Consider the following 11,799-nt stretch of genomic DNA (forward strand, 5'->3'; position numbering starts at 1 on the left):
AGGCACGATGGACCATGCGATGGAAGCCAGCACTGAACGTGTTCGCGACCGTCTTCGAAGGCCGCTGGCCCACCGCAGAGCAGTACTAACCATGAGGGCCGAAACACCGAATTTCGGATAGTCCCCGTTGACCGGGACCAGGATGATCCCGGCGGCGATGTCGCCCATGTCTTCGTCGTGGCGATGTTGGGAGAACGTCGCACCCAGGTGATGCAGCGCGATGGAGGCCAGGCTCCCGTCGACCTTGGTGGACTTGATACGGGGCGGGGCGGCCATGGACAGTGCGGACATATACGGGTCTTCTTTCGTGGTGGTCGTCATCAGCTAGCGGAGGAGCGTTTGGGGGTACGAAGTTCGGACACGAGGAGTCCTTGCTGAGCGGCCCACCGCTGCCGTTGTTTCTTGGTCATGCCGCCCCAGATGCCGTCCTCGTCGCGGGCAACCGCGACCTGAAGGCAGTGCTCCCGAATCGGGCATCCCTCGCAGGTGCGACGGGCCATCAGCCAGTGCCGTTGTTCGTAGAAGAACTCCGGATCCATACCGGTGCAGGGCAGTTGAGTGCCCGCAGGGACAACCAAGGGGTGTTCGGAAGCCAGCGCGATCCATTTGCCGAGGCCGTACCAGGGGTCGATGGGGTCGGCCGCGGCCGAGGTAGCGGCGATCGCTGCCTCCTTCGTTGGTGGAAGCGCCGGTACCGGTGGGTCGGTTGAAGCGCATGCCGGAACGGTGCGACGCGGTTGCGCTGTCACACGTTCAGGGCCTGACCTCACACCCATCGACATGGGCCACGCCCTCCGAGCCAGGGCCCGCGAAGGCCCTGACCAGCGGCTATGAGGCAATCCAGGACGGCAAGGTCTGCCTGATCCCGGCTTCGACTGCCTCGTCCCTGGGGCACAAGCACGCACAGCGCTGCTTCGTCGCACCGTGCCGGCGTGACGAACTTCCTGATGTACGTAGCGGCCGCCATGTTCAGCGCTTACGTTCTGAGCAACCTCGCGTTCGCCGCCTGCTTGGTTGCTGGGATCCGAGGAGGCGAAGCACGACACACCATGGCCGCGCTGTTCTCCGTCCTGTTGACGGGGATCGCGGCCCTGGTCCTGCTGCTGGTCGCAGCGGTGGTCAACCTCGCCGGTTAGAAGCAGACCTTCAGCAACAACAGGAGCGCCCGAACCGTTCTGGTCCGGGCGCTCCTGTTGTTGCTGATTAGCTCGCCGCGAGAACGCGGGCGATGCCGGAGTTGGCCAGTGACGTGAGGCGTGCGCCGCGCACCCACAGCGACCCGGCAAGGTCGCCTGATGTCAGCAGATGCACATCGTTGCAGGAGGAAGCGAAGTACGGCGACATCGCCCAGCGGCCCGTCTCGGTGACCCCGAGCGCGTGAACAGTTCCGCCCAGGGCCCGGACCTCCTCGGCGGCCACGGCCAAGTCTTCGTCACCGGATACCAGGACGAAGTCAAGGGTCTGGCCGGTGCGGGCCAGATGTGTCATGTCCCGTTGGATCAAGCCATCCACGCGCTTCTGCTGCCAGACGCCGTCGTGACGACGCAGCGCACCCAACGTCAGGTCCACCCCGACGGTCGCAGCCAGTGCCCGGTGCTCCGGTGTCGGATCCTTGTCCTGGCGTGCCCCGTCGTACCAATGGATCCGCGACACCGGTCGCCCGGTGAGGTCCTGAGCCTTCCCGGCCAACGCGGCAACCATTCGCGGCGGGTCCAGACGGATGTCTTCCCGCGAGACGCTCGGGGCGCGCGTCAAGGCAGCAGCGGCGGCCAGTAGCAGCCAGCCGCCGTCAACGAATACCCGAGTGTGTCGGGGCGTGATGGTATCCATGCCTGCCACGGTGCGACGTGGGTTCCCCGACGTCACCAGTCGTCCGTGGTCACCTTCGGCGGAGGAGACCATTTCGGCCAACCGGGCTGGTCTGCCGAACCGGATTCGGGGACCGGCGATGCCGGTTCGTCGAACTCATCACCAGCAAACGGGTCGGTGTCCAGCACAGGTTCATCGTCTGATTTCCCGGAAGCAAGGTCGGCCAGGAAGTCTTCCAAGAACGCCATGTCGAGTTCGGGTACGTCTCTATCAACTGCGTTCGGATCTGCCTCCGGCGCAGCCGTTTCCGAGTCAATCGGCTGACCGGGCTCAACGGGCTCGTTGCCGGAGTCCAGGTCAAACTCCATGTCGGGCACCCCCTTCTCATGGGACGTGTCGTCTTCGTCGGTAGTGCCGAGATCAGCAAGGTCCAGATCGGCCAAATCCAGGTCGAGGTCAAAGACCTCCACCTCAATAATCTCCTCTGGCACGTCCGCCCGTTCGTCCCCGAGGTCGCCGCGCAACGACGGCGGTAGAACACCGATGATCTGACCCGGCAGCACTTCCTTCTTCGGCATGAACGGTTCCAGGTCCAGTCGCGCCGACGGGTCCAGTTTCGGCACGCGCGCGTCGAGCTCAAACTTGAATGTCCTTGGGGCGGCAACGTCGGTGTCGGTGCCTTGCGGGGCGAACCAGCACTGGATCGGTTCTGCCACTCTTGCTGTCAACGGCTCCCACAGGCCCCGACCTTTCGGGATGAAGTCGCCCAGGCTGGGGGCGTCGAACGGTTCGCGCAGCGCGGACATCTTCGCGCCCTGGCTGGCGTTTCCGAAGATCGACCGACCCAGGTTGTCTCGCAGGTCAGCCCCGCCGGGGATCTTGTCCAGGACCGTCTTGTCCAGCTTTTGCGTTGCCAGGATCAGACTGATTTTGGCTGCGCGCAACTCGCGAACGATCTTGCCAACGTACTGTCCGACAGTGGCACGGGCCCGGTTGTCAGCTTCGATCTCGGCGCGCAGTCGCTGTGCTTCCGGGTCGTTGCCTGCGTCGGGTAGGGCTTCCCGGCCCATGGCTGAGGTGAACTCGTCGAAGAAGACCACCAGGCGTGGGGGTTGAATGTCGTCCGGCAGGTCCAGGATGTTGCCTACGTGATGCTTGGCCATCAACGCGAGCCGCCGGCGACCCTCGGCGTACACCGCCTTCATCGCGGCTTCGGCGCTGGCAGCGGTCGTCACACAAGCAAGCTGGTGGTCGCTCAGGAACGCGAAGTCCACACCCGCCTTCTGGAAGTCAACGACGACGATCTGCATGCGCTGAACCGCACAGCCGTAGAGGATCCCCTGGGCGGTGACGCTCTTGCCCGAACCTTGGGTGCCTGCTACCAGTACGAAAGCCTGGTCTCGGAACCGTTGCTCAACGGGTTCGCCTGTGATGCCGGTGGCGAACGGCACAGCGTCGCGTTGAGCGGCGTCGACGGCGTCGAAGTCGAAGGCGACTCGCTCCGGCAACGGGTGCGTGCGACTGACGAGCAACTCGATGAAGCTGGCACCTTGTCGGGACGGGTAAGCCTGGCAGAAGGCGTTGTTGGTGCTTGTGGCCAGTTTGGCCAGCGCACCCTTGAATCGCTCCGCCGACAATCCTGACGGCAGGGAGATCACCAGACGCTGCACCGCGTCGTTGTGTTCGAGGGCTCCGACGCTGGTGACGGTCGGGACGGAACCGTCGACGGTGACAAGGTTGGCGTCGGCGAATGCTTGCGACCAGTCGAGGTTGGTCAAGCGCAGCACATCTCGTCCGGGGTTGACCAGGAACGCCGGGTCGGGGTCGCCGCCGGCGAACAAACGCACCCCGTCGGGGATCGACTCCATCCGCAGCCACGGCACACCCAGGGACGCGCGCATCGCCGACGCCTTCGCGCGTACGTCGCCCATCGTCACTCCGTCGTGCAGGCGAAGGGAGATCTCCCACAACTGGTTCTTAGCCGCGCGAGGTGTTGTCAGGCATGTCGCGTCGATCAGTTCGGGTCGGGCGAGTTTGGCTGCCGTGAACGCGGTGTTGACGATGCCCGCGGCGACCCACGCCTCGGCGTTGCTGCCTGACATGGGCTGCAGAGCACCCGGCTTGGTGCTGCTCAGCAATGTCAGCGTGGTCGGCACTGCCGTCTGGCTGGGTGCGTAGTAGATGGTCAGGCCAAGCGCATGCCGGTCACCGGGGCGACCGCCGCTGCCTGGCCAGCCAGTGATCGCGACGAATCCGGCCGCGTTCAACGCTGCTGCCATTCGCTGTTCCGTGCCGAAGTAGTCGCGCGGGTCGACACCTTTGCGGACCAGAAACGGCAACCTGGTGATGGGGATGGACCCCATGCCGGCGCGCAACGTGCTCACCTCACGTACACCGTGCTGAGCCACCGGCAGGTTCAGCCGGTGCTTGGTTGGTCCGCCATCGGCCCAGTTGCGATCCCATTCGTCTTCGGTGCGTAGGTTGTCGATCTCGCAGCGCAGCTCCTTTGCGAGCTCTGCTGATTTGAGGTCGCCGACATACAAGACGCCTTTGCGGTGGTCGACCTGCACGTCGACCCCGAGTGTCTGCGACATCAGGAACGGGATGTTGGACATCCGCACCGCTCGAAGGTCGCCGGACCAGGTTGTCGCCCAGACACGGGCACCCGGCTGCGTGTCCGGCTCGAACAGTGGTTGCACAGCAACGATCGGCATGGGGTCCATGGCCGCTGTTGTGCGAGCCACCGTCATCGCCGCCTCGACCAGTAAGGTCGCCAGTTCGATGTGCTCACCGGTTGGCAGCGCCGACAGGTCAGTGGTACCAGGCGCGGCCACCAGGATCCGGAACCTGTTCAGGTCGGCGGTTCCCGGTTGCGGTGCGCCAGTGCCGTCCAGAACTGGTGACGTCATCACGAATGTGCCTGCGCCAGAACCCACTTCGGCGGCGATCTTCACCTGCTGCTTGACAATGTCGGCCGCCGACCGGCCGGGCGGGGCGGTGAAGCTGACCACCTCTAAACCTTCGACGGCGCCGGAAGGGTCACCGTCGCGGACATCCTCGACGCTCGGGGCGGGGGCGACTTTCAAGGCTTCCCAGCGGGGCCCCCACTCCGCAATGACAGCTTGCACGCGCTCCCACTGGTCGACCGCCAGTCTGGTCGCGGCGAAATGCAGGATCAGGAGCGTCGCGGTGAGCCCCAGCGCTGCCCATCCGGCTGTCGGGAACGAACCGAGCCACACCCCGATCTGGTCGTTGCTCCCGAACATGCCCGGCACGACTAATCCGGCTGCGACGACCAGCACGAGTGCGCCGACGGCCAGCGCCGTGATGATCCGGTCGGTGGATACCACCTTCCGGACATGGCTGAACCGTGTTGCCGGGCGGCCCTGCTCGGCGGTGCGGCGCACCGAGGTGAGCGCAGCCGCCAAGACCAGGGCGCAGATGAAGTTGGCCAGGTGGGACGCATTAATCGCCCGCGGAACTGCGTCGGGCTGCGCCGGTTGCTTCAACCACACCGGCCACGCCACCGGCAACGAGACCGCGACCAGCCCCGCCAGCACGCTCAGGACCCATGTTGTCCGCACGGGCCAACCAGGCTTGAACAACGACGTTGGGAACAGCAGGGCCGACTTCATTTGCCGCCACCACAGGTAGCTGCCGTAGCGACGCTGCTCAAAATCGTCGGCCGCCGTCGGGGACTTGGTCACCGGGTCTCGCGGGCCGGTCAGGATGACCGATGGTTCCATCCACGCCGCCACGACCAACGACAGCCACAGGAACGGCACGCTGGGCAGGCGCAGCGCAGCACCAGCCACGCACGTCAGCGCCCCGAGCAGAACGATCGGGGCGGCAAGGCTGGTGGCTGGCTGGTTGTTGCGAGTACGACGGGTTGCCTGGGCCACGAGTTACCAGCCTTCGGGGTCGAGGATTGCCTGGGTCAGTCCGGCCGCGAGATGCCCGGACGGTCTGGGCTTGGTGACCAGCAGGGGGACCAGTGCGGCCACGATGCGTTCGTCAGCAGGCGCACTGCGGCGCACCCACCCGCCGGCAAGACGGTCCAACTTGCCGGAATGGATCAGGCGCGCGTGCGGGAACCGAGCCGCCCAAGTGGACACTCCACCGTCGCGAGAAGAAGGCCACACGACAACGGTGGAGTCGATCGAGTCGAATCGCACTGCACGCGACATCAGGTACGCGCGCAACATGTCGTCGGCGAGCTTCATCGTGCCCTTGTCGCACGCTGCGAAGCGCTTCGTGCCGCGACGGGTCGTGCGTCCCAGCGTCCACAAGAACCCCGAAGCCCACGCCTTGGAGTCAACTAGGTGCAGGGTCGACCCCGTCACCACGATGTGGTCGATGTTGGCCGAATACTTGCCCGGGATCTTCACGTCGTGCAGCACGACGGCACCGTTGACTCCCGCAATCCGGTTCAGGATCTCAGCGGTGTCGCGTTCCGCCTTGGCTGCCGCCGCAATCGCATGCCTACTCGTGACTTTCTGCCCGGAGAAGCCGGCATCGAGTCCGCCACCGGGCACGCCGTAAATCGTTGTGACCATACCGGGACGGTGCGACGCCTGTTCCCAGTCAGATAGAACGGGCGTCGGGCCAGCTAAACGATGCTCTGGACCAGCAACACCACCAGGACGACACCCAGGATGATCAACGCGATACCGGTGATCCAGCGACCGGGACCGGCCATCAGGTCGCCGATCTCCTCGTTCACGGAGGGACGTCGCGCAGTGTTGTCGTCAGGCATTGGCCAGGGGCCTTTCCAGGAGGGTTTCGAGGGTGGTGGCGGCTTGCTCGCCCAGGTCGATGCGCAGCAATCGGTACAAAAGAACGGCGGCGTGGACGGTCTCGGTGCTCAGCGCTGTGGGCCAAGCCCGGTCATCCTCAGCGGCATCAAGGCTGCACATCTTCAACAGCAGGGCCAGGGACCTCAGCACGACAGGATCGGAGGTGATGGTGTCGTCGGCGTACCCCTGAACGGCGGCCGCGGTGTCGACCAGGGCTGCGCACGGCTGGTTCTCGCTGAACGCGCCACCGTGGGTCTGACAGAGCCCGTTGACGCTGCGGCATCCCGACAGTCGCAGCGCGACCTCGACCAGATCAGTCATCGGGCGATGACCTCCTCGACCGGCACGACTTCCGCGATCAGTCCGGCGCCGACGACTTCCCAAGGTTCGGAACGAACCAGGCCGCGGCTGGCCAGAACTGCGTCGGCGCTGTCGGCGTCGTACGTTCCGGCGACGACTTCCTCGGTGATCGGTGCGGACAGGAACTGCCCGTTCACCACCTGCGGGTCACGGTGCTCAATGGTGAGCGCGAGTTCCCCGGGGTAGTCCGTGTCGGTGACGACAAAAGCAATGTGATGGTTGGCCCTGACAGTGGCTTGCTGAGCAGTCATGCCGGTACGGTGCGACGCGTTGAGGTCCCAGCCCGCCGCACATTCTGCTCAGCCCTCAGTCGCCGTGCAATTCCTGCGTGGTGTCGAGTACGTCCTGGTCAATGCGGTCCCAGAAACGCTGGACAGCGCCTGGGTCGGCGTGTGGACGAACGTTGAAGTCGCATCGGACCCAGTTGGACTCGGCTGCTTGGTGATTCACTCCGTCAACGACGGTCCCGACCGCCATTTCGCTACGGCCGGCTGTCTGCCAGCAGGAGTAGAGCGTTCCATCGGCGTCGACCGTGATACCGAAGTCAGGGTCGGAACAGAACGGGCAGTTCGCCAAGTCCGTGCGTGGACTCACCGTGAAACCGAGTTCGAGCGCCCTGCGGTTCAACTCGATGATCTGGTCGGCGAGTTCGACGCCCGCTCCGCCGGACACCTCGGCCACGTCATCGAAACCGATCCCTATGTCATCGACGAGGCCAATCACGTACGCGGCAACGCGATCGCCTGCGGGCAGAGCGGAGAGGTCCTCCAACAGGCGAGACTGACCAGTCATCGTCGATGGCATCGCAGAAGTCCTGATCACCCAGCGCATCTGTGGATGGCGCAGTGCTCCGGTCAGGATGTTGCGCACGATCGTGTCGTAGGTGCCGCGGCCCGTGATCATCCGGCGAGTCTGATCGTGAGATTCTGGCCCGCCGTCGAAGCTGACGTACACCGTGTCCAAGCCTGACTCGGCCAGGATGTCCAGGCGGCGCGAATCCAGTAGGACCCCGTTGGTCCAGATGAGCGCCGAGTCGGCGACGACCTCGTTCAGCAGGGTTTGGCAGGCGTCAAGTGCGAGCAATGGTTCGCCGCCGAAAAGCATCAGGCGGGTGTTCGTGACTCCCGAGCGAATAGATCGACGGCGGATGTAGTCAGCAGTTTGAGAGGCGAGCTCGGGAACCATTCTTGCTGAGGAAACCCGGTCGGCGCGCGCCCCTTCCCGCGGGACTGTGACGTTTTGGATGCAGAAAGGGCACGCCAACTGGCAGTTCTGGGTTGGCAGGACAGTGGCCGAAAATGTGCCCGGAGTCGTTGTTGCCTGGTCGAACGCTCGCCGGACGATCTCCGGCGGCACGCCTGACGGCATGAGGTGCGCGGGCACCTTCATCCGCACGGAGTCGTTGAAGACCCAGTGGTAGCCGCCATGCTCCGGCAGGATTCGCACGGGTGCATCCTGCCAGAGCAACCCGACAATTCCCGGTTAGCGCATGGCGCAAACGACCAACGGAGCGACAGTTTTGTACGGCGATTGCAACTGGACGCCAAGTTCGAGCAGGGCCTGGATCAGTGCGGGATCCACTGGTTCTCCTTCTTGGGTGTTACGTTCCGGCACGCCAATACTAGGGCTCCTGAACCGTCTAGTCTTTGCTCCGTGCCTGACGTACCGGACCTCGATCGCATCCTGGCGGCGGCCAACCCGGTGCGGCTGAGCATCATCGAGCGACTGGTCGCCTTTGGGCCGCACACGCAGCGGCAGTTGACGACTGCGCTCCCGCAAGCTTCGGGCAGTATCAAGTACCACCTGCGGATCCTGGAGAACGCCGGGTACATCGACACGTTGCCTGATGGGAAGTTCGCAATCCACCGCAGCGGTGTCACCACCGAAACCGATCCTGGTGGCAGGTCCGACGAGGGCGAACTAGAGGCTGCTCAGGCGGCTTTGGAGCGATTGGTGGTTCAGCGCCGTCTTGACCGAGTCCAGGTGTGGATGAAGGAGAAAGATCACGCGCCCGCAGACTGGGGCAGCCAGCAGGTCAGTTCTGACTTCATTCTGCGACTTACACCGGACGAACTACGGCAGCTCGGCGAGGCCGTCGATGCTGCGATTGCTCCGTTCCAGGAAATCACGGCTGCCCGGGCGGCCGGCTCTGGCGAGTTGGACGGGGTGAGGGCGGTTTTCGCGATGGTCATGGCATTTCCGTTAGGCGTCGCTGACGACGGATCCTGACGCGCGCAGCGTTTCCAGTCGCGGGGCGGCGTACTCCTCGTCCAGGAGAACCTCCAGGTCGGAGCCGCTGGCGTCGATGAGGTACATCGGGTTGCGCCCGAAGGCGGCGCTGATGGCTACGACCAATGCTGCGGATGGGTTGTTGCGCGAACCGTTGCGCATCAGGGACATGTGCGCCTCACTGCAGCGCACGCCGAAATCTCGAACCGTGGCGGCGATCTGTGCGTTGGTGAAGAATCGCGGCGGGCGTGATTTTGCGTCGGCAGGGACCGTCTCGAACAGGCGGTTGAGTCTTTCAGCGAACCAGGGCAATCCTTCCGAGAACATAACTGTAGTCAAGTCCATGAGGGTTGTGACGTCAACATAAACAGCGCCCCTTTGTTTGGCCTGGACGCATGGTCAGGTCACGTTTGCGAACTCTTTACCACAGCTTTACCCAACGGAGGGAGAACCTTGGAAGGGTCTGTCAAGATCTGGTCTGTTCACTGAGTAACACCCAACTACAGTTATGCGCTGTGCGGGACGATCATCTTGACGACCCCCAGTCGGGGATCATCCGGCCGACACGATCCGGGCGCCCAAAGGCGCAGCGTCCGGTCGCTTCGATGGAGTCGGCCCTCAGCGCCGCAGCGTGGCTGCCGCGCGGTTACTGCCTCGGCGAGCCTGCCTGCTCTCTGGACGTCCAGGCCGAGCCAACGCCCGACCAGGAGCAAGCCGGGTAATCAACCGAACAGCAATCGAGAAACCGCCATCGCGGCACCGTCCTGCGCCGACTCGCCGCACGTACGCCCAGATACCGCGCGCACCGTTGCCGACGGATCGCCCCGAACCCACCAGGCGACACCGGGCGAGCGGTTGGCGGCTAACGCCAAGCGAACCGGCGAGGCGGAGACAGATGGGTCCGAGAACCTCGTCAACTGAGCCGGCGAAAGGTCCGAACGCCGAGCTCCCTCCGCGTCACGCAACACCAAGTCAAGATTCGCCGGTGTTACCTCCACTCGGTCTGGAGGAAATCGCTCCGGCTGTTGCGACGCAGGCGTCGCCGGAAGCCCGATGGACGCTTCACCAGCCTGGTGGCCGGCGAAGCGTCCAGAACGATCTCTCGGCTGACCGTTGTCAAAGTTAGACACCGACCGTTACCCCTGTCCTCTACACATCGGCTGCCTGACGCCGGGCAGGGCCGGCAACGGGTGACGCCGTCGGCCTGGTGACTGCGTCCAGGTGAGCGTTCCAGGCATCGTCGTCCTGCTCGGCCAGCCATGCGGAAATCGCACGAGCGTCCTTGGCGCGGCAGTCCGCGCCGCCCCAGGGAGCCAGGAGCGCGGCAGTCTGTCGGTCAGTGAGCTCCCCGCGAGACAACTTCCGGGCCGCGGCGGCGGCCCCGCCTGCTGCGGCGACTCCCTTCCGGCAGGCGACTGCTGCTCCGGGCGCAAGTCGACGCAACGTCTGTGCGGGGACGCGAACCCCTGCGTGGTGCTGCTTAGCCGCACCCATGCGGGCAGCCTCCACGACACGATCCGCCATGCCGGGGTTAACCGCGAGTTCGCGCCACAACGCACGCGCCTGGTCGGAGTTGGCCTTCGCCAGTTTCTCCGCGATCACCTGGGAGGTCTGCGGGTGCAGGTCGTCCTCGAACGGTGAGAACAGAGCCTTGTGCGCGGCCTCGGACGCGGTGCCGTCCAGTACCTTCTGCGCCACCGCTCGGGCGCCACCGGAGGTAGTCAATGTCTTGTCGGCGCGGCGGACGTCGAGCTCCGAGAGCCGATCCCGGCCCTCGAACAGTTCATCACCGTCACGCTCGGCTGCGCGATCCATCAAGGTCTCGGCGACCTGGTCGCTGGTCATGGAGCCGCCGTGGAGCGCGCTGAACGGCAGGTCCGCACGGTCTTTCAGGCGGTGGTAACCCTTGGTGGCTTTCTGCGTCAGCCCCGCCGTTTGCCCGGCGGCGATCTGCTCGGCCCGCTCCTGGCCTTGCGCGGCGATGATGCGCTCGGACAGTTCGTCCTCCTCGGCGGCGGTCATCATCCGACCGTTCTCGTTCTCGAACACCTTGCGTGCCTCGATGTGGGCGGCGATCGCCTTCATGTCTGGGCCGCGCGTGGTGCCCATCCGCCGCTGCCGGATCAGGTTATTGACGATGGACGACAGGTACTTGGTCGGCCGGTCGAACTGCCTGCCTGCGCTCTGTGCCCGCTGCTGGGCCTCGAAGAATTGCAGCAACGCCTCACTGGCGAGGTCCTCGTCGAGTTCTCCCAACTTGGCCCGGACGGCGTCACGGGCTGTCTTCATCAGCTCGGCGTCCGGGTCGTCCAGGTGGAAGCCGGTGTCGATCTGCTGGCCAGGAGTAGCGAGGCACGATCCGTCGTCGGGCTCACGGTTGGGCTTGACGGCGAAACTTCCGTCAGCGTTGCGTGGGTGGGCGGACTCGGTGAATGTGGTGGTAGCCATACCTTGTTGGTTGGCGGCATCCACGTTTTGCCGTCACAGGCCGTTTGACCTGCGAAAACGGCCGCGCTAGCCTCGAGATTTCATCGGGTGTCGGTGTCGACGGCCGTGTTGTGAACTGAAAAGTGCTCCTGACCTGGGACGATAGGTGTTGCGAAGC

At 64.8% G+C, this 11,799-nt stretch carries 12 protein-coding genes; 2 read left to right on the top strand and 10 right to left on the bottom strand.

The features are described 5' to 3' along the window. Nucleotides 1-291 (bottom strand): hypothetical protein (locus AZH51_RS05190; protein ID WP_291522035.1); only part of this gene is annotated, 291 nt, incomplete at its 3' end. Nucleotides 292-320: 29 nt separating this feature from the next. Next, nucleotides 321-749: a WhiB family transcriptional regulator gene (locus AZH51_RS05195; RefSeq protein ID WP_291522036.1), complete on the bottom strand. Its 429-nt coding sequence runs from the start codon at nucleotides 747-749 to the stop codon at nucleotides 321-323. 183 nt (nucleotides 750-932) lie between these two features. Between AZH51_RS05195 and AZH51_RS05200 the strand changes: the two genes are divergently transcribed. Continuing rightward, the gene (locus tag AZH51_RS05200; protein WP_291522039.1) at nucleotides 933-1,136 is read left to right on the top strand and encodes a hypothetical protein; all 204 of its coding nucleotides are present in this window, start codon (nucleotides 933-935) and stop codon (nucleotides 1,134-1,136) included. Nucleotides 1,137-1,203: 67 nt separating this feature from the next. On the opposite strand, the gene AZH51_RS05205 is transcribed toward AZH51_RS05200, so the two are convergent. From AZH51_RS05205 to AZH51_RS05230, 6 genes are all read right to left on the bottom strand, one after another. Further along, nucleotides 1,204-1,830 (bottom strand): NYN domain-containing protein, encoded by a 627-nt coding sequence (locus AZH51_RS05205; protein WP_291522041.1) that lies wholly within the window; start codon nucleotides 1,828-1,830, stop codon nucleotides 1,204-1,206. A 32-nt stretch (nucleotides 1,831-1,862) separates the two neighbouring features. After that, nucleotides 1,863-5,711 carry an FtsK/SpoIIIE domain-containing protein gene (locus AZH51_RS05210; RefSeq protein ID WP_291522043.1) on the bottom strand — a complete coding sequence of 1,283 codons (3,849 nt, stop codon included), beginning with the start codon at nucleotides 5,709-5,711 and terminating at the stop codon, nucleotides 1,863-1,865. Nucleotides 5,712-5,714: 3 nt separating this feature from the next. Continuing rightward, nucleotides 5,715-6,365 carry a nuclease-related domain-containing protein gene (locus AZH51_RS05215; RefSeq protein ID WP_291522045.1) on the bottom strand — a complete coding sequence of 217 codons (651 nt, stop codon included), beginning with the start codon at nucleotides 6,363-6,365 and terminating at the stop codon, nucleotides 5,715-5,717. A gap of 192 nt (nucleotides 6,366-6,557) precedes the next feature. After that, nucleotides 6,558-6,926 carry a hypothetical protein gene (locus AZH51_RS05220; RefSeq protein WP_291522047.1) on the bottom strand — a complete coding sequence of 123 codons (369 nt, stop codon included), beginning with the start codon at nucleotides 6,924-6,926 and terminating at the stop codon, nucleotides 6,558-6,560. Beyond that, entirely contained in the window at nucleotides 6,923-7,216 is a 294-nt protein-coding gene (locus AZH51_RS05225; RefSeq protein WP_109685200.1) for a hypothetical protein, read from the bottom strand. The genes AZH51_RS05220 and AZH51_RS05225 overlap by 4 nt, the downstream gene beginning before the upstream one ends. Nucleotides 7,217-7,271: 55 nt before the next feature. Continuing rightward, a complete protein-coding gene (locus tag AZH51_RS05230) occupies nucleotides 7,272-8,411 on the bottom strand; it encodes a radical SAM protein (RefSeq protein WP_146202543.1) in 1,140 nt (379 codons plus the stop codon). A gap of 207 nt (nucleotides 8,412-8,618) precedes the next feature. Between AZH51_RS05230 and AZH51_RS05235 the strand changes: the two genes are divergently transcribed. Beyond that, nucleotides 8,619-9,194, top strand: coding sequence for an ArsR family transcriptional regulator (locus AZH51_RS05235; RefSeq protein ID WP_291522053.1), 576 nt, complete (start codon nucleotides 8,619-8,621; stop codon nucleotides 9,192-9,194). Here the strand turns inward: AZH51_RS05235 and AZH51_RS05240 are convergent. Both AZH51_RS05240 and AZH51_RS05245 read right to left on the bottom strand, forming a co-directional pair. Continuing rightward, nucleotides 9,168-9,521, bottom strand: coding sequence for a hypothetical protein (locus AZH51_RS05240; protein WP_109685194.1), 354 nt, complete (start codon nucleotides 9,519-9,521; stop codon nucleotides 9,168-9,170). The two genes, AZH51_RS05235 and AZH51_RS05240, sit on opposite strands and share 27 nt — an antisense overlap. An 822-nt stretch (nucleotides 9,522-10,343) precedes the next feature. Continuing rightward, the gene (locus AZH51_RS05245; RefSeq protein WP_291522056.1) at nucleotides 10,344-11,642 is read right to left on the bottom strand and encodes a hypothetical protein; all 1,299 of its coding nucleotides are present in this window, start codon (nucleotides 11,640-11,642) and stop codon (nucleotides 10,344-10,346) included. Between the last annotated feature and the right edge of the window lie 157 nt (nucleotides 11,643-11,799).

The organism is Branchiibius sp. NY16-3462-2, assembly GCF_001594145.1.
In the GTDB taxonomy this organism is placed as follows: Bacteria; Actinomycetota; Actinomycetes; order Actinomycetales; family Dermatophilaceae; genus Branchiibius.

Bases quoted from the DNA above. Each gene is read 5' to 3' on its own strand.
- AZH51_RS05240 (WP_109685194.1), bottom strand. From the start codon at position 9,521: ATGTTCTCGGAAGGATTGCCCTGGTTCGCTGAAAGACTCAACCGCCTG.
- AZH51_RS05220 (WP_291522047.1), bottom strand. From the start codon at position 6,926: ATGACTGATCTGGTCGAGGTCGCGCTGCGACTGTCGGGATGCCGCAGC.
- AZH51_RS05245 (WP_291522056.1), bottom strand. From the start codon at position 11,642: ATGGCTACCACCACATTCACCGAGTCCGCCCACCCACGCAACGCTGAC.
- AZH51_RS05215 (WP_291522045.1), bottom strand. From the start codon at position 6,365: ATGGTCACAACGATTTACGGCGTGCCCGGTGGCGGACTCGATGCCGGC.
- AZH51_RS05225 (WP_109685200.1), bottom strand. From the start codon at position 7,216: ATGACTGCTCAGCAAGCCACTGTCAGGGCCAACCATCACATTGCTTTT.
- AZH51_RS05205 (WP_291522041.1), bottom strand. From the start codon at position 1,830: ATGGATACCATCACGCCCCGACACACTCGGGTATTCGTTGACGGCGGC.